Genomic DNA, 24,668 nt, shown 5'->3' with positions numbered 1-24,668 from the left:
CTTCGAAAGCTCAGTCTTGCGCGTTCAATGCCGGCCGCGACCCGCCCGTAGCCCAATCGAGAAGCTCAATCGTGTGTACGACCGGAACTGACGTGCCACTGGCAATCTGCACCATGCAGCCGATATTGCCTGCGGCAATCATGTCCGGGTTGACGCTCGCGATGTTGGCGACCTTGCGATCGCGCAACCGGCCCGCAAGCTCGGGCTGGAGAATGTTGTAGGTGCCCGCCGAACCGCAACACAAATGGCTCTCCGGCACATCTTTCACCACGAATCCATTATTGGAAAGCAATTCTTTCGGAAGGCCCGTGATTTTCTGCCCGTGCTGCAACGAACACGCAGAGTGATAGGCGACGACGATGTTGTCCTTTCGCGCTGTGGCCGCGAGTCCAAGGCCGGCGACGTATTCAGTGATGTCCTTGGCGAGCGCGGAGACCTTCGCCGCATCGGCGGCAAACGCAGCATCCTCTCGCAGAAGATAGCCGTAGTCCTTGATCACGGTGCCGCAGCCGGACGCGGTCACCAGGATGGCGTCGAGCCCCTCGCCGGCCGCTTCCGCGCGCCACGCCGCGACATTGGCGCGAGCCCGCGCCAATGCGTCCTGGTCGTTGCCGAGGTGATGGGTCAGCGCGCCGCAACACTGCTCGTCCCTGACGAGGACGACCTCGATGCCGTGGCGCGTGAGGAGACTGATGGCGGCCTGGTTGATGCGCGGCGCCAGCACCTGCTGGGCGCAGCCCTGGAGCAGCGCGACCCGGCCGCGCTTCTTGCCGAGAGCCGCGAACACACTTCCAGCGGCGGGCCCCCGCGGCGGCAGCCGGCTCGGCGCCAGCGCCAGCATCGCCTTGAGGCGCAGGATCATGCCGGGCGTCGCCGATGGCCGGGGCGTCGGCAGGAATGCGGCCAGCGGGCGGGCCAGCCGTGCCAGCACCATGCTGGCGCGGAAACGCTGCGGGTCCGGCAAGACGAAGGCCAACACCCGGCGCAGCAGCCGCTCGGCCAGCGGCCGCTCGTAACGCTGCTCGATCCTGACCCGGGCCTGATCGACCAGATGCATGTAATTCACCCCCGAGGGGCAGGTCGTCATGCAGGCCAGGCACGACAGGCAGCGGTCGACGTGTTTGACCACTTCGGCCGTCGGCGTCTGGTCCTTCTCCAGCATCTCCTTGATCAGATAGATGCGGCCGCGCGGGCTATCGAGTTCGTCGCCAAGCAGCACATAGGTCGGACAGGTTGCGGTGCAGAAGCCGCAATGGACGCAGGCGCGCAGGATCTTGTCCGCTTCCGCGATGTCGGGATCGGCGAGCTGCGCGAGTGAAAATTCGGTCTTCATGCGGCAGCGCCCCGCGTCAGCCGGCCCCGGTTGAGGATGGTCTTCGGATCGAAACTGGCGCGGACCCGCTCGCTCAGCGCGGCAAGGCCAGGGGCTTGCGGGTGGAATACATCGATCGCGCGCCTAATGTCCTCGGCCGCCCGGATCAGCGTGGCGTGCCCGCCGGCTGCATTCGCACGTTCGCGCACGGCCGGGCCATGCGCGTCCGGCTTCGGTGGCAACGCCGCCCAGATCAGTCCACCGCCCCAATCGTAGATCAATTCGCCACCGGTCTCGCGCGCCAGCAGCGTCCCGAGCGCCGCGCCCGACGCCGGCGGACAGACGATCCGCCAGACCGGCCAGGCCCCCAGCGCGCCGCCAGCCGCGAACGGCAGGACATCGCGGATCGTGGTCCACAGCGCCGCTGACGCCGTGTCCTCGACGAGAGTCGCGGTTCCGAACGGCGCCAGCAATTCGCGCAGCGAGCCGGCACGGTGGGCGGCCGAGGCGGTAATGCCTTCGAGCCGCAGCACGGTCAGCGCCTCGCCTTGGTCTGCGATATCGCCGAGACCTTCGATCCTGGTCCGGAACGCCGATTTCGGCAGGTGCGCGGCCCCGGAAACGTCGAAGGGCGAGCCAAGCGCCGCCGTCATTGCCTTGTTCGCGGCGGCATCGTCGAGCCCGCGCAGCAACAGCGTCCGCTCGGCCTCCGGCTTCGGCATCACCTTCAGGGTGACCTCGGTCATGACCGACAGCGTGCCCCAGGAACCGGCGAGAAGCTTGCAGAGGTCGTAGCCGGTGACGTTCTTCACCACCTTGCCGCCGGTCTTGAAGCTGTCGCCGAAACCGGAGACGGCATGCGCCCCGAGCAGATGGTCGCGCGCCCCGCCGGCCTTGATCCGGCGCGGACCGGCCAGGCCAGCCGCGATCATGCCGCCGATGGTGCCGAGCGCGGGCGTGCCGAGCAGTGACGCCGTGTTCATCGGCTCGAAGGCGAATTGCTGGTTCTTGGCATCGATCAGCGACAGCACGTCGGCCAGCGGCGCCCCGGCCTGGAGCGTGACAATGAGTTCGTTGGGCTCGTAGGCGGTGATGGCATTCAGCGCGGAGACGTCGAGCACGGCGTTGGTCGCCATCGCATGGCCGATGCTACGCTTGGAGCCATGACCGATGATCTCGAGCGGCTGCTCATTGGCAATCGCCGCGCGCACCACCTCTTCGACGTCTTTGGCGTCTCGTACCTTGAGCGTATCCACGCCTGTAGCGGGTAACGAAGTTTGCAGCGAAAATCAAATTTGGCGCGTTGCAGCGAGGCGACGCTAGAATCGCGGGATGTCAGGAAACGCCAGCTTGCCGGCGTGGACGTGCATGCGGCCGAGCTCGGCGCAACGGTGCAGGGTCGGAAACACCTTTCCGGGATTGAGCAGGCCCTGCGCGTCGAAGGCGCATTTCAGGCGCTGCTGCTGGTTGAGGTCGATCTCGCTGAACATCTCCGGCATCAGATCGCGCTTCTCGATGCCGACGCCGTGCTCGCCGGTGAGCACGCCGCCGAACTCGACGCAGGCGCGCAGGATGTCGGCGCCGAAGGCCTCGGCGCGCTCGATCTCGCCGGGCTTGTTGGCATCATAGAGGATCAGCGGATGCAGATTGCCGTCGCCGGCATGGAACACGTTGGCGCAACCGAGCTGGTATTTCTCCGATAGCTCGCGGATGCGCGCCAGCGCCTTCGGCAGCGCACCGCGTGGGATGGTGCCATCCATGCAGAGATAGTCCGGGGAGATGCGGCCCACGGCGGGGAACGCAGCTTTCCGGCCGGCCCAGAACAGATTGCGCTCGGCCTCCGAGGTCGAGATCTGGCAGGTGGTCGAGCCGCAAGCGTTCGCAATCGTCTCGACCCGCGTGATCAGCTCGTCGACCTCGATCTTGGGACCGTCGAGCTCGATGATGAGGAGCGCCTCGACGTCGAGCGGATAGCCGGCATGGACGAAGGCTTCCGCGGCGTGGATCGCAGGCTTGTCCATCATCTCCATGCCACCGGGAATGATGCCGGCGCCGATGATGCGCGCCACGCATTCGCCGGCCGCCTCGACTTGCGCGAAGCCGACCATCAGCGCGCGCGCCGTCTCCGGCTTTTGCAGGATACGCACCGTGATCTCGGTGATGACGCCGAGCAGGCCTTCGGAGCCGGTGATGACGCCCATCAGGTCGTAGCCAGAGTTCTCCGCCGACTTGCCGCCGATGCGCAGGATCTCGCCGCTCATCAGCACGATCTCGCAGCCGAGCACGTTGTTGGTGGTCATGCCGTATTTCAGGCAGTGCACGCCGCCGGAATTCTCCGCGACATTACCGCCGATCGAACAGGCGATCTGCGAGGACGGATCCGGCGCGTAGTAGAATCCGGCATGGGCGACGGCCTGACTGATCGCGAGGTTGGTGACGCCGGGCTCGGTGACGACGGCGCGGTTGTCGAAGTCGATCTCGCGGATGCGCTTGAACTTGCCGAGGCCCAGGAGCACGCCGTCTTCCAGCGGCAGCGCGCCGCCGGACAGCGAGGTGCCGGAGCCGCGCGGCACCACTTTGATGCCCTGCCCTGCACAATATTTCAGGACGAGCGAAACCTGCTCGGTCGTGTCGGGCAACACCACGACCATCGGCGGCTGCCGATAGGCCGTCAATCCGTCGGATTCATAGGCCCGCATCTCGGCGGTGCTGTCGATCACGCCTTCGCCCGGCACGATTGCGCGCAATGCAGCCACGATCTCGGCGCGGCGCGCGAGCACGGCCTGGTCGCTCGCCGGCATCATGATGGCCATAACATTTCCTTCATGGCATTTCCTTCCGGCCGAGGCCGCACGATCGATTTGTCGCGGTAAATCAACCACGTCCGCGGTGGTTTGGGTAGGCCATCCGAAAGTCGGATCGACGATCCTGCGCGAGTTCGCTCTGGGACAAGTAGGAAATCGTGAAACCTGTCATAGCTTGGCGGCTTGTCCAATCCGGGCAGGCCTGCCAAAACCGGCAGGTCCGACCATTGCCGATCAGGCAAGCAACAGACCAGCCCCCAGGGAAGAGACGAAGAGCACCCGATGACAAAACTGATTTTTGGCGCATTGACCATCCTCACCGCGATTGCCACCGCACCCAGCGCGATGGCGCAGGACGTCGCGGCCGGCAAGTCGTCGTTCAACAAATGCCTGGCCTGTCACGCGATCGGCGAAGGCGCCAAGAACAAGGTCGGCCCCGAGCTCAATGGCCTCGACGGCCGCAAGTCCGGCACCGCGCCGGACTACAATTATTCCGACGCCAACAAGAATTCCGGCATCACCTGGAACGAGGCCGTGTTCAAGGAATACATCAAGGACCCCAAGGCCAAGATCCCCGGCACCAAGATGGCGTTCGCCGGCATCAAGAACGAGACCGAGATCAACAATCTCTGGGCCTATGTGTCGCAGTTCGACAAGGACGGGAAGATCAAGCAGTAAGCGGCTGAACGGCGGCCGCTAATCGGCGGCCGCCTGCGCCGGAACGATGTTTCCGATCATCGTCTCGATCTCGGTCTTCACGAGATCGGGCACCGCGTTCTGCACCATGTGGCCGAGATCCGGCAGCACGATCAGCTTCGCATTCTGCACGGTGGCGGCGAACGGGCGCGCGTGAATGTCGGTCTTCACCGTCTTGTCGGGTTCGCCGGCGATGATCGTGACCGGCGCCGATATCTCGCCGTAGCGCGCGACCTGCGCGGCGACCGCTTCCTTCAGGGTCACCAGATCATAGGCATTGGCGATGAACTCGCGCGGGCGCAGCAGCAGCGGCGTCGCGGAGTCCTGCACGAAGCCATCCGGCATCATTTGCGGCAGGAAGACGTTGCGCGCGCCGGGCTCGCTCAGGAAATAGCCCAGCGGCAGGGTTATGGTGTAGGCGAGCAGCGGGCCGATCACCGGCGTTGCGATGATCTCGTTGTAGCGGCCGACGCCGCCGCGCCAGGGATGGGTGACGGGCGCGAGCATGACAAGGCCCGCGACGCGGCCGCGATGATCGAGCGCCAGCCGCGCGCCGAGCGCACCGCTCCAGGAATGCACCACGAAGACCGCGCGATCGATCCCAAGCTTGCCGAGCGCCTCATCGATCATCCGCGCCTGCACCTCCGGCGTCGAATCCTGCCGCCGCGCCCGCGTGCTCCAGCCATGGCCGGGACGATCGATCAGTATGACGCGATGATCTCTGGCAAGGAGATCGCCGAGCGGCCGCCGCATCGCTTCGAGGTTGGAGCTCGCGCCGTGCAGCATCACGACCGGCAGGTCGGAATCGCGCGGGCCGATATCGACGAGGTGAAGCACCGCACCCTCGACCTCGATCATCCGGCCCTGCGGTGGAAAGGCGCGTTGCACGGCGAGGACGCCGGCCTGCGTGACCAGCGCCAGCACAACCAGCGCGGTCACGACTGACATCACGATCATGGATGGAATCCGGGCGATCCAGGGCACAGGGCAGTTACGTGGCTTGCAGGCGGCAGTTTCGCCCGGGGAGCCTCCGCGCTCCACTGGAAAGGCCGGGGCTGTGGATATGTGCATAATTCAAGCAGGAAAAAATGCAACGAAATCAATGGCACTTCTCGCGGTAAGTCAGCCCCGAACGGCTTCATGCAGTCGTCATCGCGGCTTCCTTATAATCGCCACGGTCGGTTCCGCCATTTAGACGCGGGTGGGCGCCGATCGTGCTCGCAACCCTCTGGGATGCGGGAAAGACCGGCAGGATTTATCCTGATTTGAACCGGAGAATTTCGATGAGCCTGAGATCCAAAGACACTGCGATCGACGAGATCGTGGCAAGCTGCAACGGCGACCTTCGCGGTGCCGTGCGCGCGCTGCTGCTGATCAACGAGCACCTCGAGACGGAGCTGGCGAAGGCCTACGCCGCAGCGGTCGATCGCGGCCTCGCCGAGCGCAGCGGCAACGTCTTGCACTAGGTCGCTGTCGACCTAATTGGTGCTGTCCTCGTCCTTTTCCTCGTCAGGCGTGGGTGGGGGACAGGCGCGGATGGTCGAACGGGCAAGCTTGGCGTCGGCCTTCGATTTGTAGGGACCGTCACCGAACCAGACGTCGCCGATGATCACGGGATTGCTGGTCACGATGTTGCATTTTCCGGTGGCGCGGTTGCCGACCACCCAGAACAGTCCGTCGGCAAGGCTCGCCGTGCCCGACGCCAGCAGCAATATACCTGCAAAGATCAAACGCTTCATGGCTGTGCTCCCGCCATGAAGGTAGGCCTGCGGCGGGGCCACCCATACCCCTCGTAAGGCGGCGCGTGTCATCGTGGTTAATCCGCCTGCGCCGCATTCGCTCGAGCAATGATCGACTTGTCCGCTAAATATCGCGGCCTTCGACCTTCTCGGTCAGCGACTTGACCTGGTCGGGGATCTTCTCGAGGTGCGGATTGACGGCGAGCGCCTTGCGGTAGGCCTCGAGCGCGCGCTTTTCGTCGCCGACCTCCTGCATGATCATGCCGAGGCCTGCGAGCGCGCCGAAATGGCGGGGCTCGCGGATCAGCACCTCGCGAATGTCGGCAAGCGAGCGGCCATAATCGTTCTGCATGTAGTAGAGCGTCGCGCGACGATTCCAGGCCTCGATATAGTCGGGCCTCAGCTTGACGACCGAATCCAGCAGCTTGATAGCAACCTCGATCTTCTTTGCGTCGACCGCGGTCTTGGCCCGCGCCATCAAAAGCGCCGCGGTGTCGCTCGGGGTCTGGATCCAGATCGCCCAGATCCGCGCCTCGACGTGCTTGGCGCTGGCTTCGTCGGGCGCAGCTTTCAGTGCGCCGAACAGGAAATCGAGATTCTTGGTGCGATCGACCTTGGGCAGCTTGGCCGGCGCTTCCGGAAGTTTCTTCTGCTTGCCGGGCGGGGCCGGCGGATTAATCTGCTGTGCCAGCGCAGGAGCGAGGCCGGCGGCTCCCAGTACGAGAGCCAGACAAAGGGTGCGCGCGACGAAGAATCTCACTGCCATGGTCGAAGTCTAAACGCGCAAAGCCGCCCTTGCAAAGCAGGGCGGCGTCAAACTCGTGTGAGACCGTGGTCTTGCGGGGCGCGCGCTGGCGTCCGGCAGGGCAATATCAGCCCTGACGCGCCTTGAAGCGGCGCTGCACCTTGTTGATCACATAGACCCGGCCCTTGCGGCGGACCAGGCGGTTGGCGCGATGGCGACCGCGCAGCGATTTCAGCGAGTTACGGACCTTCATGGCAGAATCCTGAACGTTCGAAAGGCCGTGTTCGGCACTACCGTTTCGGCACGCGCGAATGAGGCAAAATGAGATTTTCCCGCTGGCGGACCGACCGCCCGGGACGGGGCGGTTCTTAAGGCATGGGAGGACCGGATGTCAATGTTAACTGCCCCAATCCCACCCAGCAAATTCTTAAAAACAACCCCATGCAAAGTAGAAGCGGCCGGATCGGCCCAATCTGGCTCGGACGACGCCTGTCCTACAACGCCTTATCCCACAACGCCTTGCCAAGTTCGTTATATCATATAATCAATTCGGCAACCCGTCGGGAGGAAACCCATGCCAAAGCTGAAGCTGCCGAACATCGACGACGTCGTCGCCATCGACATCCATACCCATGCCGAAGAGCCCTGCGGCACCCATCCCGACGACGGCTATGACGATTTTCAGGCGCAGATGGCGGACTATTTCAAGTCGCCGCACAAGCATCCGCCGACCGTGCCGGAGACCGCCGCCTACTATCGATCCAAGAACATCGCCGCGGTGATCTTCCCGGTCGACGCCGAGCGCGAGACCGGCTTCCGCCGCTACAAGAATGAGGAGATGCTGGAGATCGCCTCCGACCATCTCGACGTTCTCATCCCCTTCGTCTCGATCGACCCGCACAAGGGCAAGCTCGGGGTGCGCGAGGCGCGCAAGCTGATCGAGGAATACGGGGTGCGCGGCTTCAAATTCCACCCGACCATGCAGGGCTTCTACGCCAACGACCGCATGGCCTATCCGCTCTATGAAGAGATCAACAATGGCGGCGCGATCGCGCTATTCCACACCGGCCAGACCGGGGTTGGCTCCGGCATGCCCGGCGGCATGGGGATGCGGCTGAAATATTCCAACCCGATGTACATGGACGACGTCGCGGCTGATTTTCCCGACCTCAAGATCATCCTCGCCCATCCCTCCTTTCCCTGGCAGGAAGAAGCACTGTCGGTCGCGACCCACAAACCGAACGTCTATATCGACCTCTCGGGCTGGTCGCCGAAATATTTCCCGCCGATCCTGGTGCGCTACATCAACTCGATCCTGCAGGACAAGATGCTGTTCGGCTCGGACTGGCCGGTGATCACGCCGGACCGCTGGCTGTCGGACTTCGCCAAGATCGAGATTCGCGACGAGATCCGGCCGAAGGTGTTGAAGGCCAACGCAAGGAAGCTGTTGGGGATCTAGAAAGCGCGTCGAGGGCTTCGATCCATTGACCGAAGCCCTCACACTTAGGTGCTCAATTCTCAGACTTGTGCGAGGCCTCCATCCACGAAGACCTCGCCGCCGGTCATGAAGCTGCTGTCTGAGGAGGCCAGGAACGCGGCCACCGCCCCCGTTTCGCTCGGGTCGCCCACACGCCCGAGCGGCGTCATGCTTCCAAGCGCGTCGAACGCTTCCTCGCCGACGATCTCCAGCGCCAGCTCCGTCTTGGTCGGCCCCGGGGACAGCACATTGACGCGAATGCCTGTGCCGCGCAGGTCCAGCGCCCAGCTGCGCGCCAGATTGCGGATCGCGGCTTTGGTCGCGCTGTAGACGCTGAATTGCGGCGTCCCCATCACGCCCGTGCTCGAACCGGTCAGGATGATCGATGATCCCTGCTTCATTAGCGGCAGGGCCTTCTGCACCGTGAACACCAACCCTTTCACGTTGATGTCGAAGATCTGATCGTAATGTTCGGGCGTGATCTCGCCGAGCGGCGCAAACAATCCGGTCCCAGCATTGGCGAACAGAATATCGAGCCCGCCGCGTTCGGCCTTCACCGCCGCGTATAACCTGTCGAGGTCGGACATATCCGTCACCGAGCCCCTGACGGCGCGCGCCGAGGAACCCAGCTGCGCCACGGCGGCGTCGAGCGGCTCCTGCCGCCGCCCGAAGAGATAGACGAACGCACCTTCGTCGATGAATCGCTTGGCGGCGCCAAGCCCGATCCCGGTTCCACCGCCCGTCACCACCGCCGTCTTGCCTTGTAGTCTGCTCATGATGTGCTCCTTCATTAGGGTTGCACTGAGCTGGCGGCGTACCCACCTATCGGCAAGTATGTACCTTTTGGTAAGTACCCTAAAATGTCGTCAGATCTTTCGGCCCCGATTCCGCCGGCGCAGGCTTCACCGCCCGCCCAGAATTGCACCCCGACCTTGCCCGGCTTCACGTGTGGCCTCGACGCGACCCTGCGGGTCGTCGCCGGCAAGTGGAAGCCGCTGATCCTGTACTTCCTCGCCCAGGGCGGGCCGACCCGCTATGGCGAGTTGCGGCGAGCCGTGCGCGACGTCAGCGACAAGATGCTGATCCAGCAACTCAAGGAGCTGGAGGCCGATGGTCTCGTGAAGCGGACCGACTACAAGGAAGTGCCTCCGCGGGTCGACTACAGCCTTACCGCTTTGGGCCACAGCCTGGCTCAGGCGCTCGTGCCGCTGTGCTCGTGGGGCACGGAGCACATGGCCGAGGTCAGCCGCGTCTTCGCCGAGCGCGACGCCTGGAATACCAAGAGGCGGTGATTCTGATGACCACGTTGTGCGATCAATTCACGCTTGCCAGATAGCCCGCCAAAATTCTCCGGCTTTCGCTGAGCGTCTCGATACGTTCATCGATCAGCCCGACCTGCTGCGTGAGTATTTTTCGTAGCTCGTTGCACGGCGTGAAAGTTGGATCGTTGTTCCTTACGCAGGGGAGCAGCCGCTCGATGGTTTCGAGCGTCATTCCCGCGCCGCCGAGCATCTTGATCCGCCGAACGGTTTCCTCTTCGGCCAGGCCATAGTCGCGGTAACCGGAATCGGTCCGCAGCGGCGCAAGCAGTCCTTCGCCTTCATAGTAGCGCAGCATTCGGACGCTGACCCCCGTCCGCCGGGAGAGTTCGCCGATTCTCATCTGAAGCCTCTTGACCCTGACAGTTCTGTCAGACCTTACAGACTTTGCTCGTCCAAGTGAATGCCACTTGTGAAGGGAGCAACGATGAAAGCCTACCATTTGAATGGCCATGCTGGTGCCGGCCGACTTGTGCAGGTCGACGTCAGCAAACCCGAACCCGCCAATGGCGAGGTCCGCATTCGGGTCGAAGCGGTAAGCCTGAATTACCGCGACCTCCTGATCCTGGACCGTGCAGGCCAAGGCGAGCTCAACGGCCGCGTACCGCTCTGCGACGGCGCTGGCGTCGTTGACGCCGTCGGCTCCGACGTCGTGCAATGGCAGGTGGGCGATCGTGTCGCCGCATCGTACTTTCGCGATTGGATCTCGGGGCCGTTCAAGGCGAGCTACATTGCCTCAGCGCTCGGCAGCAACGCCCTTGACGGAATGCTGGCTGAATATGTCGTGCTGCCGGCGACCGCGCTGGTCTCAGTGCCGGCGCATTTGTCCGCGGTGGAGGCTGCGACCCTGCCCTGCGCTGGCGTCACGGCTTTTCATGGCCTCGTCGCACGCGGCGGGATGGGCAAAGGCGATACGTTGCTGGTCCAGGGAACGGGTGGCGTCGCGCTGTTCGGCCTTCAATTCGCAGCGGCGCTGGGCGCGCGTGCGATCGTGATATCCTCCTCGAACGAAAAACTCGCCCGCGCCAAGGCGCTGGGCGGCTCGATCCTCATCAACTACCGCGACACGCCTGACTGGGATGTCGCCCTCATGAAGGCGACGAATGGCGCCGGCGCCAGTCACATCCTCGAACTCGGCGGTCCCGGCACCTATGACCGATCGCTGCGATCGGTCGCTTCGGGTGGCAAGATCGTTCAGATTGGAGTTTTGACAGGGTTCGGCCCCAAGCCCGACCTCGCGCGCCTTCAGTGGGAGAACGCCGACATCATCGGCGTCACCGTTGGATCGCTCGAACACTTTGCCGCGATGAATCGCTTCCTGACCGAACATGCTATCCACCCGATTGTCGATCGGATCTATGGTTTCGACGAGGTCGCCGAAGCATATGCGCACCTGCGGACCGGCTCACATTTCGGCAAGATCGTGATCAGATTCTAGAAACCAGGCGTCCAAGTCGCGTTTCCGTCTTGGATCGATACCGCGGCGCCTTGTATAGTCCGTGGACCGCAACGATCCCGGAGGACAGGTCAATTGAGCCTCAAAGCCGTTGTCTTCGATGCCTACGGAACGCTCTACGACATCCAGTCGGTCGCGGAGACCACCGAGGATGCGTTTCCGGGCTACGGTGAGATCATCACGCAGATCTGGCGGATCAAGCAGCTCGAATACACCTGGTTGCGCTCGCTGATGCGACGCTACCAGGACTTTGCAGCCATCACGCGCGACTCGCTTGCCTATACGCTGCGCGTGCTCGGGCTCGCTTACGAGAACGAGGCATTCGAGCGCGTGATCGAGAAATATCTGCATCTCGATCTCTATCCGGATGCGACGGCAGCGCTCACGGCTCTGAAACCGCGAAAACTCGCCATCCTCTCGAACGGCAGTCCGGACATGCTGAATGCGCTGGTGCGCAACTCCGGCCTCGACGCCCTGCTCGACGCCACGATCAGCGTCGACGCGAAGAAGATCTTCAAGCCTAGCCCGGAAGCTTACATGCTGATCGGCGAGGTGCTCGGCACCGCGCCGGACGAGGTGCTGTTCGTCTCCTCCAATCCCTGGGATGTCGCGGGCGCGAAAGCGTTCGGACTGAACGTTGCCTGGATCGAACGGGTGACGCCGGAAGCGATGGCGCTGGCTTGCGTCGAGAACGAACTCGTGGCACCGCTGACGATGTTCAAGGCGATCCGCACCCAGATGGACGAGCTCGGCTTTGCGCCGGATCATCGTGTCCGGACGCTCTCGGAGCTGCCAAGGATTGCTTAGGCATCGCCGCCCGCCCGTAGGTCTGGAATGAGCTGACTGGAATGAGCCTGGAATCCGTTCGCAATTTCTTCGCCGAAAAAGCCCCCGACATCACCGTTATCGAATCCCAGATCAGCTCCGCGACAGTGCCGCTGGCCGCGGAAGCCTATGGTGTCGAGCCCGGGATGATCGCCAAGACGCTGTCGTTGCGGATCGGCGAGCGCGTGATCCTGATCGTTGCAGCCGGCACTTCGCGCATGGACAACAAGAAGGTGAAGGCGGCGTTTGGCGGCAAGCCGAAGATGCTGGGACTTGAAGAGGTCGCGGAGGTCACCGGCCACGAGGTCGGCGGCGTCTGCCCGTTCGGACTGAAGTCGCCGCTGCCGGTCTATTGCGACGTCTCGCTGAAGGCGTTCGACGTGGTGGTGCCGGCCGCCGGCTCGACGCATAGCGCGGTGCGCATCACGCCCTCCCGGATGGCCGAGCTGACCGGGGCGGAGTGGGTCGATGTCTGCGAGGTCAGGTCCGAAGCGCGCTAATCATCCTCGTCGTAAGGCCGAGGCTGGGTCGCCGGAGGCGGCGGCGCATTGTTATAACGTGGCGCCGGCGCGGCGCGATTGCCCGGAACCTGCTGCTGCGGCGGCATCTGGTTGTTGGACTGGAACACGGCGCGACAACCGCTGGAGAGCTGTGACGTGTTCTGCCGCAAGCAGGCCGTAATGCGGCTCACATCAGGGATCTGGTCGCTGCACAGCCGCCACACATCCGGCGTGCAGGCCATCTGCTGCTCCATAGTTCCACGATACTCTTCAGCGGATGCAGCGCCCTGCGCGACGATGCCGCCGATCGCAAGCGCCACACCCAGCGCAATCCGCTCTGTTCGCATGTCCGATTCCTTCACGAGTCTCTCGAATTCTGTTCAATCAATGAGACGCGGAGAGGTTCTGGACCAACAAAAAAATGTGAAAACGAGCTAGGAACCTATTCGACCTTGCCGATCTTCTTCACCGCCGTAATCAGCCGCGCGCTGTCGACCGCCACGAACTCGGCGAACGCCGGTGCGTCCTGATAGGCGACGAGACTGCCCGACGTTTCGAAGGCCTTGAGCACGTCCGGGCTCGTCATCACCTGCGCCATCGCCTCGCGCAGCCGAGTCACGATCGGCGCAGGAAGAGCATTCTGTGCAAAGAGCCCGGCCCAGATGTACATCTCGACGTCCTTATAGCCGAGCTCCTGGAACGTCGGCACATCGGGGAAGCTCGCGATGCGCCGCGCACCGCTATTGCCGAGCACCCGCAGCTTGCCGTCGTCAACCTGCGGCTTCAGCGTGCCGGGAGCTGCTGCAATCGCCTGCACAGTGCCGCCGAGCAGCGCGGTCAGTGCGGGACCTGCGCCGCGAAACGGCACATGCAGCAGCTTGATGCCGGCGCTGTTTGCAAACATCTCCATCGCCACATGCAGCGTGCCGTAAGGCCCCGACGAACCATAGGTGATCTGGCCCGGCCGCTTCCTGGCGTCCTCGACGAAATCTTGCGCCGTCTTCCACGGCGCTGAGGCCGGCACCGCGAGCAGCGTGGGATCGGCCAGCACCCGTGCGATGGGCATGAACTGCGAGACCTCGTAGGCGACCGGACGATCGAACAGCCGGTCGGCCTCGGGCAGCACCGCGAGCGAGGACAGCGTCATCAGCAACGTGTAGCCGTCGGGCTCGGCGCGCGCCGCCGCGGCATTGCCGACGGATCCACCGCCACCGCCGGCGCGGTTGTCGACGATGACCGCCTTGCCGAGGATTCGCTCCAGCGCCTGTGCGACGGGGCGGGCCGCAAGATCCGCCTGGCCGCCGGCCGGAAACGGCACGATCATGGTGATGTTGCGAGCGGGATAGGCTTGCGCGAAAGCCGCGCTCGACAACGCAGGCAACAACGGCAATGCGGCAGCGGCGCGCAGGACATCGCGTCGATCCATGGCAGATTCCCCCTGTTTTCTTGTTTCGCTGCCAGCCTAGCGTGACCGTCCGCAAGAACAAGCCGCGCGCGCGGGATTAACGAAGCATTATCCATATTCCGCCCGGTCAGGAACGCCCCGAGGACTCTACCGTTGCCTCCCAGGGAGTGGAGCGATGAATAAACTTCAGACCATTGACGTGGCGTTGGACGAGATGCTGGTGAATCTCGCCGCGATCGTCTTGCGGCTTTCAAAGCCAGACGTGACGCGAACGCCGGAAGCGCGACGCGCCTTGGCGCAATCCGTGCATCAATACGCGGTCTGCGCGAAGCGCTCGAGCGACCCGCGTGTTCATGATTTGAAATCGCAACTGGAAGAGACGTTGAAGCCGAGCCTGCGCCTGGTCGTGCGTAATGGTGAGAAGGTGTCGTAATCGTACTACTGGGCGATATGCCGTAGGGTGGGCAAAGGCGCAAAGCGCCGTGCCCACCAATCATTCGCCGAAGTGCCCCACGATGTCACGCACATCCCCTCCCCAGTCCATGGGAAGGGTGCCTTGATCAACATGGCGGTGGAAGCTGCTGAAAGGCCAATCGCGCACACGCGTGACGAGGCCATGCTTCACCGGATTGAAGTGGATGTAGTCAACGTGCCGCTCCAAGTCGGCATCGTCACGAATTGCGTGCTCCCAAAAGCGGCGCTGCCAGATGCCCTTCTCTCGCTTCATCAATTTACTGATTGAACGCTCGCCGGCCTCCCGCCGCCGCGAAAATCCGCCCTTGATCAGATTCCATCGCGACGAAAAGTCGGCGTCATCCTCACGCAACGCCCAGATCGCATGGAGGTGGTCAGGCAAGATACAGATTGCGACGGTCTCGAACGGCCGGCGTTGCACGACCGTTCGGTAAATCTGACGTAGGCGATCAACTTGGTCGACGAGTAGCGTACTTGACCTATCGGCTAGCGCGACGGTGAAGAAGAACATGTTGCCTTGCGCTCGGCGATACTGAGGCACTTGCGATCCTTCGCATGAATTGGTGGGCACGCTTCGCTTTGCCCACCCTACCGCACCTACGCTGTTCGCTCGCTCTTCTTTGCGCGCCGCGTGCACGTACCCGGCAGCTTCGCCGCGAGAAAATCGCCGAGCGCCTCGACGCGTGCGGGGCGCGGGCCGCCGGGTGGCGTCACCAGATGCACGGCGCCTTCGGCCTGCTTCCAGTCCTTCAGGATCACCTCGACGTCGCCGGAGGAGATGGCGTCACCGACGATGAATTCCGGAAGGTCTGCGATGCCGAGACCGGCGATCAGAGCCGGCATCACCGCTTCGCCGTTGTTGACGCGGAACTGTCCGCCTGGGCGTACACTCGCCTGCTCGCCGGCCGCGTTGGTGTAGTGCCAGACGTTCGGCGTCGAGAGATAGGTATAGCTGAAGCATTTGTGCGCGGCCAGATGCATCGGATGCGTCGGTCGTCCCTCGCGCTTCAGATAGGACGGCGCAGCTACCGTAAAGCGGGGCATCGTGAAGAGCCGCCTCGCAATCAACGAGGAGTCCGGCAGCCGCGCGATCCGCACCGCCATGTCAAAGCCCTCGCCGATCAAATCGATGGTCGCATCGCTCAAGTGCAGATCGACCGAGACCTCTGGATAAGCCTCAAAGAACTCCGGGAGCAACGGCGCCACCGCCTTGATCCCGAACGACATGGGCACGGCGAGCCGCACCAGACCCCGCGGCGCGACCGATTGCGCCAGCGCCTCGTTCTCCGCCGCCTCGCCGTCGGACAGCAGGCGCGTCGCACGCTCGGCGAGCTTATGCCCGGCATCGGTCAGCGCGAGCCGGCGTGAGGTGCGGTTGAACAGCCGGGCGCCGAGCCGCTCTTCGAGGCGCGTGACCGCCTTGGACACCGTCGCCTTGGACATCGCGAGCTCGCCCGCAGCCCCCGCAAACGACCGTAATTCCACGACTTTTGCGAAAATCGCGAGCGCCTCGAAATCGGGAAGTTTGGCCATGAAAGCAGATCCAATTGGGCTGTTTAAGGAAACAATATGTTTCAACAGTTTCTATTTCTATACCACAGGCCGAGGCTTATCCAAGGGTCATCAGAAATTCAGGACCGGAGAAATCCAATGACCAAGAAGCTCTCAGGCAAGGTTGCCCTCGTCACCGGCGGCTCGCGCGGTATCGGCGCGGCCTCTGCCCGCGCACTCGCCGATCAAGGTGCGGATGTTGCCATCAGCTACGTCGCCTCTCCCGAAAAGGCGGAAGCGGTCGTCACCGAGTTGAAGGCCCGGGGCGTCAAGGCCCGCGCCTTCAAGGCCGACCAGGCCTCGGCCAAGGACGTGACGCAGCTCGTCAACGACGTCGCGAAGGAGTTTGGCCATCTCGACATCTTGGTCAACAATGCCGGCGTCGCGAGCGGCGGCGCGATCGACGACGCCAATGCCGACACCGAGGCGCTCGCTCGACAGGACGCCGTCAACGTGCATGGCGTGATCGCGGCGATCCGCGCCGCTTCCCAATTGATGGGCGAAGGCGGCCGCATCGTCACCGTCGGCTCGATGCTCGCCGACCGCGCCTCGTTCCCGGGCCTTGCGGACTACGTCGCCACCAAGGCCGCCGTGGTCGGTTACACCAAGGGCGCCGCACGCGATCTCGGCCCGCGCGGCATCACCGTGAACGTGGTGCAACCCGGCTCGATCGACACCGACATGAATCCGAAGGACGGCGGCGAGTTCGCCGAGACCCAGCGCAAGCAACACGCGCTGCAGCGCTTCGGCCGCCCCGAGGAAGTCGCGGCCGGAATCGTCTTCCTCGCAAGCCCGGAAGCCTCCTTCGTCACCGGCACGGTGCTCAACGTCGACGGCGGTTTTGGCGCCTAGGCGCCACCGTCCCAACATAAGGAATCACGCAGATGATCGAACTCAGACCCTTCGCAAAGCTCGGCGGCGCCGATCACGGCTGGCTCAACGCCAAGCATCATTTCTCCTTCGCAAGCCATTATGACCCTGACAACATGGGTCACGGCGCCTTGCGGGTATGGAACGACGACGAGATCGCGCCGAACACCGGCTTCCCTGCCCATCCCCACGCCAACATGGAAATCATCACCTATGTGCGCGAGGGCGCGATCACCCATCAGGACAGCCTCGGCAACGAAGGCCGCACCGAGGCGGGCGACGTGCAGGTGATGAGCGCCGGCAGCGGCATCCGCCACTCCGAATATAATCTCGAGCCGACCAGGACACGTATCTTCCAGATCTGGATCGAGCCGACCGCGCGCGGCGGGCAGCCGACCTGGGGCTCGAAGCCGTTTCCGAAAGGAGACCGCTCGGGCAAGCTCGTCACCATCGCGAGCGGCTTCGAGAACGACACGGACGCGCTGCCGATCCGCGCCGATGCGCGGGTGCTCGCCACCACGTTGAAGGCGGGCGAGAGCGCGGAGTACGCGCCGCACAAGTCGCGGCACCTTTATCTCGTGCCCGCGGCGGGGTCGGTCGAAATCAACGGCGTGCGCGTCAACGCCCGCGACGGCGCCGCGATCCGTGACGAGGACAGGCTGAAGATCACGGCACTGGAAGATTCCGAGATCGTGCTCGTCGACGCGGCCTAACGGCTCTCACCGTCATGGCGGGGCTTGTCCCGGCCATGACGCCCCGACACCGCTCCATCAAATCTGCATCCAACGGAGACCATCATGACCAAAGTTCTCGTCCTTTACTATTCCGCCTATGGCCACATCGAAGCGATGGCCAATGCCGTTGCCGAAGGCGCGCGCGAAGCGGGTGCCACCGTCGACATCAAGCGCGTGCCCGAGCTGGTGCCGGCCGAGGTCGCCAAGGCGTCCTATTACAAGCTCGACCAGGCTGCCCCCGTCGCCAAGATCGACGACCTCGCTAACTACGACGCGATCATTGTCGGCACCGGCACCCGCTTCGGCCGGATGGCCTCGCAGATGGCGAACTTTCTGGACCAGGCTGGTGGGCTTTGGGCCAAGGGCGCGCTGCACGGCAAGGTCGGCGGTGCCTTCACGTCGACTGCGACCCAGCATGGCGGGCAGGAGACGACGCTGTTCTCGATCATCACCAACCTCTTGCATTTCGGTATGACCGTGGTCGGCCTAAACTACGGCTTCGCTGGCCAGATGAAGCTCGATGAAGTCACCGGCGGTTCGCCGTATGGCGCCACCACGATCACCGGTGGCGACGGCAGCCGCCAGCCCAGCGCCAACGAGCTCGCCGGCGCACGTTATCAGGGCCGCCAGGTTGCGGAGACGGCCAAGAAGCTGCACGGCTGAGCTACACGGCTGGTGCGAGGGGAGCGCCCGTCAGCGCATCCCCTTGCCAATCGCCTGCGCCGCAAAGGCGGCGAGCCTGGGGTGACGGCGCAGGCCCTGCGCGGCGTGGTCACGCCATGCGAAGGGCATGCCGCGCCAGGACAGCGGGACGCTGACATCGGTTAGCGGTACCGGCTTGGCGCCGAAGCGGCGCTTGTAGCCCTGGTTGCCGATGCTGAGGTCGAAACGGCGCGCGCCCTGCGCATGCAACGCCGCCATGGTGCGCTCGGTCACGAGCAGCCCCGGCGAGCAGCTCGACCAGGAATCGCCGGCGTGGCTGATGCGCAGGAGAAAATAGGTCGCACCAAACCTGACGCCGAGCGTGGTGGCGACAACGGCCTCGTCGCACACCAGCGCCGAAATGACGGCGTAACCGTCCGCGACGCCCTGGCGGGCGACCTCGCGATAGAACTGCGCATGGGTTTCGTCGTTGAGGACGAAGCGCGAGCCGAGCTTTCGCATGCGCGCCTGCTGCTGGGCATCCATCACGTCCAGCAGCTCGCGCGCACGCGCGACATCAGTGGCGATCTCGAATCGCGCCCCGGCGTGACGGCTGAAGACGCGCCAGCAGCGCGGCATCTGCATGCGCTTGATCGAGGCCTGGTAATCTTCATAGTCGTCGCCAGTCAGCACGAGGTTGCCGTTGAGCGAGCAGGAACCGATCCGGCCGAGCGACACCAGCGGGTTCGGGTTGCCCCCGATATGGGCCGGCATCTTCCTCAGGCGCAGCAGGTCGAAGCGGTCCGGCAATGCGCGCAATGCGTCGATCAGCGCCTCGCCGATCGCATCCGTCGCCGCCGCGTCCAACGCGGCATCGAGCGCCAGGATCGGCGCGTTGTTATCGGAGACGCCGAGATCGGCGAATTCGACGATGCGGATGCCGCGCCTGAGGTGGCTGATCATCGGCACCATTGCGATGTCCCTGCCGGTCGTGGCATCGGAGATCAATGCAATCAGCGGCGAGAAATCGTGGAACGCCTCATACCAGGCACCGAGCCAGTATCCATGCTGAAATGCAGTGCGATGGCCTGCATTCAGGCGCGATGCGGCCTGCCGCCAGTCACGCACAAAATCGACCGCGATTCCCGACGTGCTGGACACAAGACCATCTGGTTGCTCGACGCTGAGGATCGTCATCCGCGGGACATACGGTTACTGGGTGTTTCCAGATAGATTGTGTTTTGTTGCAGCCACAAGTTACCTCACTGCTTATCGTTAAGCCGAAGCCACTGCGGCCGCACCCGGCTGCGACAAACCGTCAGGGGCCGGTTCCGTTTCCGCGACGCATTGGAACCTGGCCAGGAAGTGCAGGCCGGCCACGGCGACGGCGAACATGAACCAGATCGGATTCTGCCGTTCGAGCAGGAAGGTCTCGGTGGCCCCGTAGTACAGGCCGAACAGCCACACGGTCAGGAACAGCTTTGCTAACGCACCGCTGCGGTTGTGAGTTCGGGCCGACTGGAAATTGCCGAGCGGCGCGAGCACAAAGATGAGGATCACCAGCAACAGCCCCGGCAGGCCGATGGTGACCGCGAGGTCGAGATAGCTGTTGTGGCTGTGCGCCGCGCTCGTCGCCCATTCGGCGCCCTGGGCGGTCTGCCGCGCGGTCACATCGTCCCAGAACGCGGCATAGCCGTGACCGATGATCGGCTTCTCGGCGACGGCTGCGAGCGCGAACTCCCAGATGGCGGAACGGCCGGTGAAGGTGGGATCGAGCGGAAGCAGCCGCGTCATTGCCCCGAGCGCCGGACTCACGACGCTGCCGACCGTCAACAGGTTCATCACGATCAGCGGCACGAAGCAGATGATCCGCTTCAGCCACAGGCTTGGTGTGACGCAGACCAGCGAGGCGAGCGCGTAGATCGCAAGGCATAGCACTGAAGAGGTCTTGCCGCCGGTGAAGATCAGGAAGATTCCGGCCAGCGCGGCGATGGCCGGACCCATCACGAACGAGCCGACGGCGGACAGATAGATGCCGACATAGACCAGGATGGTCATCACCGGCGAGGCGATGTTCTTGTGGCCGAAGCTGCCGCGCCAGTCGCCGGCCAACTGCGGCTCGGTGACATCGAGTGCGGTGTGCATCGAGTGTTGCGGCGCAAGGAAGACGCCGAGATAGCAGAGCATAAGCAGGACGAGCGCGGCGCCTCCGAGACACAGATTGAAGCTGCGCTGCGTCGGCGGCAGCAACGGCAACAACACCGCGAGCGACATCACGCTGGCTGCGAGCACGAAGCGCTGCATCGAAACTCCGCGATTCTCGGAGAAGACGATGTTGATCAAGAGCCAGCCGACCAGGCAGAGATGCAGCGGCGTCACCAGCGTCTTCAGCGCGGGCGCATCCGCCGCGGCGACGAACAGCACCGCGACCGCGGCCAGCAGGCCCCAGGAGACATAGGTGAGCGCCATCCGTCCGCCGACGACGGTGGTGACATCCTCGTTACGCAGGTCCGGAAACGGATCGAGCGTCACCAGCACGAGGAGCAGGGCTGCGACTGCGACGAGGCAGCGCGCCGCCCGCACGGCGTTGACCCCCGCAAGCCCATCGCGCAGGACGCCGCCGAACGATCGGGCCTCGACGTCGGTCATGTCAGTGGCGCTGCGATCCATGGCTCGAGGCTGGTGGTGAAGCCGGAGGGAAGCTCACAGTCTTAGCCGATCCCTGTTAAGCATCCGTCAACCAGTTCAGCGGGGCTCTGCGGCACCGCCTGCTGCCGCACGATGCTTCGCGCGATCTCGTAATATTGCAGCGCGCGCTGTTCCAGCGTGAGATTGTCGAGCACGAAGCCGCGCGGATCGAACGCATCAGCGGCACACCCGGCCCAGAACTGCTCCCAACCCGCCTCGAACCCGGCGATGTCGACGAACTTGGCGCCGCAACGATCGTCCCAGTACGGCACCGACGACACCGGTGCGAACTGGACGCGATGCGGATAATAATCGGGGTCCCGCCAAGGGCCGCCGGGATCCCAGGCAAGCACCGGCACGCCGCAAGACAAGGCCTGCTGATAGGCGATGCCTTGGCTCTCGTTCTGGCACAGGAAGATCATCGCACGCGATTGCGCGAGCGCAGCCCGATAGTCTTCCTCCTTGTAGCTGCCGTAACGCAGCTCGATGAACGAGCGGCCTTCCTTCGTGAGCCGGGCGCGGACGGGTTCGATCAACTCCGGCGCATAACGCTCGCGGTTCCAGTGCACCTTGTCGTAGATCAGGACGTCGACACTCTTTTGCGACGTCGGCGACGGTGCCCAGAGATCCGTGTCGATGCCGATCGGCCAAGCCTCCGTCTCGGGCCAATGCGGCCGATACATGTCGGCGTACCAGGGGCCCGGCACCACGACCTTCTTGACAGGCAAGCGCTTGAACAGGTCGGGATCGTCGAGCGGATGATTGTGGGCGGCGACGCCGAGCAGGATCGGATTTTTCCAGGCGAACTTGTCGAGCAGGAAGGTGCGGCCGATGATGCAGGCGAGTTCGCCCGGATGCCGCGCGATGTAGCTGTAGTCGTTGACGCGATAGCGGATGCCGAGCCGATCGAGCCCCGCACAGAGATTGAGGAACACGCGGAGCTGCCCGCTCATGCGCGGTTCGCCGAGCAGCATGCGACGCGCCATGCGCCGCAGATGCCGGTCGCCGGGAAACCAGCGATCGTCCTTATCCTCGTAGAACAGGTTGAGGACCATGTCGTCGGGATCGTAGTCGAATGTCTTTGCGGGCACTGGGTCCATCCGCGGCAGCCAGGTTGCGCATTCTCGCATGGGACCGGCTGTCGCACTCTTCCAAATTTGCCACAGGCTTAATGCCGGCGGCTTAACGCTAATTGACGAAACCAACGCTGCGGTAGCCGTCGCGGCGACGTTTTTTTCCCAATGTGAGTATCATTCGCGACGGTCAGGGTTGCGATCGATCGCATTGCGAACGCGCAGATGCGCCCTGGTTAACAGACGGTTAAAGGCGAGTCGTATCTTGATCACCGCGGAAGAAATTCTCGAATTGCCCGCCGCATCGCGCGTCGTTCCGGCGGCGCGTCTCCCGCTGCAAGTCGGCTCAGCCACATCGGTGTCTGTCGTCATCCCGGCCAAGAATGTTGCGGCCTATGTCGGTGAAACCCTCGCCAGCGCACTGGCGCAAGCCGAGGTCACCGAAGTGATCGTCGTGGACGACGGCTCGACCGACGGCACCACCGCCATCGTCCGTGCCATTCGTGACCCGCGACTGCGCCTGATGACCAACGGCGCGACGGGCGTATCGGCCGCGCGCAATCTCGGCGCGCAGCATGCGAACGGCCAATGGCTACTCTTCCTCGATGCCGACGATCGCCTGCGGCCCGGCGCGGTCGCGGCGCTGCTGGCGGCCGCGCGTGGCGCGCCGCGCGCGGTTCTCGTCTACGGCGACTACAACACGATCGACAGCGAGGGGCGGCAGATCGGCCGTCGGGATCTGCTGAAAGGGCGCCGCAAGCCGTCCGGCGACGTGCTGGCGCGGCTGGCGGCCGGCAACTTCATCGTCAATGGCGGCATTGCGCTCGCACGTGCAGAGGCCTTCCGCGCTATCGGCGGCTTCGACGTCTCGCTCAGATATTGCGAGGACTGGCACTGCTGGTGCCGCCTTGCCGCGATCGGCGAGTTCGAATTTGCGCCGAACCTTCTGCTCGACTACCGCCTGCACACGGCCAATACCATGAACGCGGCGGTGCGGACGCCACAGGATTTCTTTCCGGCGATCGCGCGGGTGTTCGACGACGGGCTGATCATGGCGCGACTGCCCGCGGGCATGGCAGCCGGGCTGCGCCAGGCCGCCGAAGTTCATCTCGTCACATATTCGGCGATGCAAGCGGTCCGCTTCGGCAGATATCGCCAAGCCTTCGCCTATCTCGGGATGGTCGGGCGCCGCTCGCTCAAATCGTTGCCGCGCTCCGCGGTCAGGGTTGCCCTCGCCTGCTTTGGTATTTAGCCCGCCGCCTCGGCGTCAGGACACGATCTTCGAGGCCTCATAGGGTTTCGGCTCCACGCCGAACGCGGCGAACAACGAGCCGAGCGCGACCATCACGGGATGCATCGCGACGACGGCCTTCGATGAGTTCAGCAGAGTGGCCGCGCGCACCAACGACAGCGGCAACCTCCCGAGCACCTGCGCAAACACCCACACTCGCGCCGCCGTGCCCTGCGCGGCCTTGGACTGCACACGATAATTGATCGCGCCGATGCGCAGGCCTCGCTTCACGATCCAGCCGAAACCGGTCCGGCTTTGCGGCACCGTCTCGGTGATGACAGCCTCCGCCGTCCAGTGGAACGTCATGCCGGCATCGCGGCAGCGCACGAAGAAATCGCAGTCGCCGCCCCCGAGGAAGTTGAAGCGCGGATCGAAAGCGGGCCGGGCGAACCTCTCGAACGCCGCACGCGTGATCAGGCAATTGCCGCAGCCATAGATCAGGGGCACCGCGCCGCTGTAATCATAGGCGGGACAGAAAACGGGGTGACGCGAAAGCCACGGCATGCTGTCGTCCTCGAAGACCGGCAGCACCGGCCCGCCGACCACATCGGCGCCGGTGGCCTCCGCGGTGCGAACCATCAGCTCGAGCCAATCGGGCGAAGCGATCTCGTCGTCGTCGATCATCAGAAAACGGGTCGCGGCGGGGAACAGCGCCAGCGCCGTCTCGAACGCGGCGTTGATCGCCTGGACGTTGCCTTGCCGTTTCTCGACCAGGCAGACGCCCTGAAGCCTGCCATCGGCGAGATATTCCGCGGCCACCGGCGCGCTTTCGCGCCGTACCGTATCGTTCTCGACCATGACGACGGCGAAGGAGCGCGGGGTGCGCTGGCTGGCGAGCGAGTCCAGTGTCAACCGCAGATGCTGCGGGCGGCGGAAGCAGGGGATGCAGACGACGATACCAACCGACAGGTCGATAATCCGGGAGCTGGCCGCGATCTCCCGGTTGGGATCGCGCACGGCATCCGAGATACGCGTGGCGGACAGGTCTGTCGGGATCAATGTCATGACGTTCTAGATGTGCGAGATAGATTGAAAAAGCCCTGCTTCGATCCCGGGGATCAGCGCCG

At 64.1% G+C, this 24,668-nt stretch carries 29 protein-coding genes; 12 read left to right on the top strand and 17 right to left on the bottom strand.

The annotated features are described in order from the left end of the window. Nucleotides 1-10 precede the first annotated feature (10 nt). The 3 genes from glcF to AC0L27_RS09795 form a co-directional block, all read right to left on the bottom strand. Entirely contained in the window at nt 11-1,333 is a 1,323-nt protein-coding gene (gene glcF, locus AC0L27_RS09805) for a glycolate oxidase subunit GlcF (RefSeq protein ID WP_473318799.1), read from the bottom strand. Continuing rightward, on the bottom strand, nt 1,330-2,568 hold the full coding sequence (locus AC0L27_RS09800) for an FAD-binding protein (protein ID WP_354208266.1): 1,239 nt from the start codon (nt 2,566-2,568) through the stop codon (nt 1,330-1,332). Before AC0L27_RS09800 ends, glcF begins: the two co-directional genes overlap by 4 nt. 63 nt (nt 2,569-2,631) lie before the next feature. Continuing rightward, a complete protein-coding gene (locus AC0L27_RS09795; RefSeq protein ID WP_354208267.1) occupies nt 2,632-4,125 on the bottom strand; it encodes an FAD-linked oxidase C-terminal domain-containing protein in 1,494 nt (497 codons plus the stop codon). A gap of 273 nt (nt 4,126-4,398) precedes the next feature. Here AC0L27_RS09795 and cycA point away from each other — a divergent pair, with 273 nt between their 5' ends. After that, nucleotides 4,399-4,794 (top strand): cytochrome c-550 CycA, encoded by a 396-nt coding sequence (cycA, locus tag AC0L27_RS09790; protein WP_027520444.1) that lies wholly within the window; start codon nt 4,399-4,401, stop codon nt 4,792-4,794. An 18-nt stretch (nt 4,795-4,812) separates the two neighbouring features. Here the strand turns inward: cycA and AC0L27_RS09785 are convergent, their stop codons facing one another. Beyond that, nucleotides 4,813-5,769, bottom strand: a complete 957-nt coding sequence (locus tag AC0L27_RS09785; protein ID WP_354208268.1) for an alpha/beta fold hydrolase — start codon at nt 5,767-5,769, stop codon at nt 4,813-4,815. A 326-nt stretch (nt 5,770-6,095) separates the two neighbouring features. Here AC0L27_RS09785 and AC0L27_RS09780 point away from each other — a divergent pair, with 326 nt between their 5' ends. After that, a complete protein-coding gene (locus AC0L27_RS09780) occupies nt 6,096-6,278 on the top strand; it encodes a hypothetical protein (RefSeq protein WP_275172373.1) in 183 nt (60 codons plus the stop codon). 12 nt (nt 6,279-6,290) lie between these two features. Here the strand turns inward: AC0L27_RS09780 and AC0L27_RS09775 are convergent, their stop codons facing one another. The 3 genes from AC0L27_RS09775 to ykgO form a co-directional block, all read right to left on the bottom strand. After that, on the bottom strand, nt 6,291-6,551 hold the full coding sequence (locus AC0L27_RS09775) for a hypothetical protein (RefSeq protein WP_354208269.1): 261 nt from the start codon (nt 6,549-6,551) through the stop codon (nt 6,291-6,293). 124 nt (nt 6,552-6,675) lie between these two features. Continuing rightward, on the bottom strand, nt 6,676-7,317 hold the full coding sequence (locus AC0L27_RS09770) for a tetratricopeptide repeat protein (protein ID WP_275171081.1): 642 nt from the start codon (nt 7,315-7,317) through the stop codon (nt 6,676-6,678). A gap of 106 nt (nt 7,318-7,423) precedes the next feature. Next, complete coding sequence (gene ykgO / locus AC0L27_RS09765) at nt 7,424-7,549, bottom strand: type B 50S ribosomal protein L36 (protein WP_006611362.1); 126 nt, start codon at nt 7,547-7,549, stop codon at nt 7,424-7,426. A gap of 321 nt (nt 7,550-7,870) precedes the next feature. Between ykgO and AC0L27_RS09760 the strand changes: the two genes are divergently transcribed. Further along, nucleotides 7,871-8,755 (top strand): amidohydrolase family protein, encoded by an 885-nt coding sequence (locus AC0L27_RS09760; protein WP_027565452.1) that lies wholly within the window; start codon nt 7,871-7,873, stop codon nt 8,753-8,755. Between the two features lie 59 nt (nt 8,756-8,814). Here the strand turns inward: AC0L27_RS09760 and AC0L27_RS09755 are convergent, their stop codons facing one another. After that, a complete protein-coding gene (locus AC0L27_RS09755) occupies nt 8,815-9,549 on the bottom strand; it encodes an SDR family NAD(P)-dependent oxidoreductase (protein ID WP_275171080.1) in 735 nt (244 codons plus the stop codon). 156 nt (nt 9,550-9,705) lie between these two features. On the opposite strand from AC0L27_RS09755, the gene AC0L27_RS09750 reads away from it, so the two are divergent. Next, nucleotides 9,706-10,065: a winged helix-turn-helix transcriptional regulator gene (locus AC0L27_RS09750; protein ID WP_354208365.1), complete on the top strand. Its 360-nt coding sequence runs from the start codon at nt 9,706-9,708 to the stop codon at nt 10,063-10,065. Nucleotides 10,066-10,087: 22 nt separating this feature from the next. On the opposite strand, the gene AC0L27_RS09745 is transcribed toward AC0L27_RS09750, so the two are convergent. Beyond that, the gene (locus AC0L27_RS09745; RefSeq protein ID WP_354255221.1) at nt 10,088-10,435 is read right to left on the bottom strand and encodes a MerR family transcriptional regulator; all 348 of its coding nucleotides are present in this window, start codon (nt 10,433-10,435) and stop codon (nt 10,088-10,090) included. Nucleotides 10,436-10,519: 84 nt separating this feature from the next. On the opposite strand from AC0L27_RS09745, the gene AC0L27_RS09740 reads away from it, so the two are divergent. The 3 genes from AC0L27_RS09740 to AC0L27_RS09730 all read left to right on the top strand — a co-directional run bounded on the left by AC0L27_RS09740 (nt 10,520) and on the right by AC0L27_RS09730 (nt 12,873). After that, nucleotides 10,520-11,530 carry a zinc-dependent alcohol dehydrogenase family protein gene (locus AC0L27_RS09740; protein WP_275171077.1) on the top strand — a complete coding sequence of 337 codons (1,011 nt, stop codon included), beginning with the start codon at nt 10,520-10,522 and terminating at the stop codon, nt 11,528-11,530. 93 nt (nt 11,531-11,623) lie between these two features. Beyond that, on the top strand, nt 11,624-12,355 hold the full coding sequence (locus AC0L27_RS09735) for a haloacid dehalogenase type II (protein WP_354061418.1): 732 nt from the start codon (nt 11,624-11,626) through the stop codon (nt 12,353-12,355). Between the two features lie 41 nt (nt 12,356-12,396). Next, complete coding sequence (locus tag AC0L27_RS09730) at nt 12,397-12,873, top strand: YbaK/EbsC family protein (protein WP_354208271.1); 477 nt, start codon at nt 12,397-12,399, stop codon at nt 12,871-12,873. Here AC0L27_RS09730 and AC0L27_RS09725 read toward each other — a convergent pair. Then, entirely contained in the window at nt 12,870-13,220 is a 351-nt protein-coding gene (locus tag AC0L27_RS09725; RefSeq protein WP_354208272.1) for a hypothetical protein, read from the bottom strand. The two genes, AC0L27_RS09730 and AC0L27_RS09725, sit on opposite strands and share 4 nt — an antisense overlap. 95 nt (nt 13,221-13,315) lie before the next feature. Next, nucleotides 13,316-14,299: a tripartite tricarboxylate transporter substrate binding protein gene (locus tag AC0L27_RS09720; protein ID WP_275171074.1), complete on the bottom strand. Its 984-nt coding sequence runs from the start codon at nt 14,297-14,299 to the stop codon at nt 13,316-13,318. Nucleotides 14,300-14,453: 154 nt separating this feature from the next. Between AC0L27_RS09720 and AC0L27_RS09715 the strand changes: the two genes are divergently transcribed. Further along, on the top strand, nt 14,454-14,711 hold the full coding sequence (locus tag AC0L27_RS09715; RefSeq protein ID WP_275171073.1) for a hypothetical protein: 258 nt from the start codon (nt 14,454-14,456) through the stop codon (nt 14,709-14,711). A 60-nt stretch (nt 14,712-14,771) separates the two neighbouring features. Here the strand turns inward: AC0L27_RS09715 and AC0L27_RS09710 are convergent, their stop codons facing one another. Both AC0L27_RS09710 and AC0L27_RS09705 read right to left on the bottom strand, forming a co-directional pair. Beyond that, on the bottom strand, nt 14,772-15,293 hold the full coding sequence (locus tag AC0L27_RS09710; RefSeq protein WP_473307715.1) for an REP-associated tyrosine transposase: 522 nt from the start codon (nt 15,291-15,293) through the stop codon (nt 14,772-14,774). A gap of 56 nt (nt 15,294-15,349) precedes the next feature. Continuing rightward, a complete protein-coding gene (locus AC0L27_RS09705) occupies nt 15,350-16,285 on the bottom strand; it encodes a LysR family transcriptional regulator (RefSeq protein ID WP_473318797.1) in 936 nt (311 codons plus the stop codon). 117 nt (nt 16,286-16,402) lie between these two features. Between AC0L27_RS09705 and AC0L27_RS09700 the strand changes: the two genes are divergently transcribed. From AC0L27_RS09700 to wrbA, 3 genes are all read left to right on the top strand, one after another. Next, a complete protein-coding gene (locus tag AC0L27_RS09700) occupies nt 16,403-17,155 on the top strand; it encodes an SDR family NAD(P)-dependent oxidoreductase (RefSeq protein ID WP_354208273.1) in 753 nt (250 codons plus the stop codon). A 32-nt stretch (nt 17,156-17,187) separates the two neighbouring features. Next, nucleotides 17,188-17,886, top strand: a complete 699-nt coding sequence (locus tag AC0L27_RS09695; protein WP_354208274.1) for a pirin family protein — start codon at nt 17,188-17,190, stop codon at nt 17,884-17,886. A gap of 84 nt (nt 17,887-17,970) precedes the next feature. Further along, nucleotides 17,971-18,570 carry an NAD(P)H:quinone oxidoreductase gene (wrbA, locus tag AC0L27_RS09690; RefSeq protein ID WP_354208275.1) on the top strand — a complete coding sequence of 200 codons (600 nt, stop codon included), beginning with the start codon at nt 17,971-17,973 and terminating at the stop codon, nt 18,568-18,570. 30 nt (nt 18,571-18,600) lie between these two features. On the opposite strand, the gene AC0L27_RS09685 is transcribed toward wrbA, so the two are convergent. The 3 genes from AC0L27_RS09685 to AC0L27_RS09675 form a co-directional block, all read right to left on the bottom strand. Continuing rightward, a complete protein-coding gene (locus AC0L27_RS09685; RefSeq protein WP_354255224.1) occupies nt 18,601-19,746 on the bottom strand; it encodes a GNAT family N-acetyltransferase in 1,146 nt (381 codons plus the stop codon). Between the two features lie 78 nt (nt 19,747-19,824). Continuing rightward, nucleotides 19,825-21,219, bottom strand: coding sequence for an O-antigen ligase family protein (locus AC0L27_RS09680; RefSeq protein ID WP_354208277.1), 1,395 nt, complete (start codon nt 21,217-21,219; stop codon nt 19,825-19,827). 41 nt (nt 21,220-21,260) lie between these two features. After that, a complete protein-coding gene (locus tag AC0L27_RS09675; RefSeq protein ID WP_354208278.1) occupies nt 21,261-22,328 on the bottom strand; it encodes a glycosyltransferase in 1,068 nt (355 codons plus the stop codon). Nucleotides 22,329-22,575: 247 nt separating this feature from the next. Here AC0L27_RS09675 and AC0L27_RS09670 point away from each other — a divergent pair, with 247 nt between their 5' ends. Beyond that, entirely contained in the window at nt 22,576-23,562 is a 987-nt protein-coding gene (locus AC0L27_RS09670) for a glycosyltransferase (protein ID WP_275171064.1), read from the top strand. Between the two features lie 15 nt (nt 23,563-23,577). Here AC0L27_RS09670 and AC0L27_RS09665 read toward each other — a convergent pair whose 3' ends face one another. After that, entirely contained in the window at nt 23,578-24,606 is a 1,029-nt protein-coding gene (locus AC0L27_RS09665; RefSeq protein ID WP_354208279.1) for a glycosyltransferase family 2 protein, read from the bottom strand. Nucleotides 24,607-24,668: the final 62 nt, after the last annotated feature.

It is taken from the genome of Bradyrhizobium sp. Ken51 (genome assembly GCF_055807435.1).
Note: the sequence above shows the minus strand (reverse complement) of the source record. Positions and strands in the feature narration are given on the sequence as shown.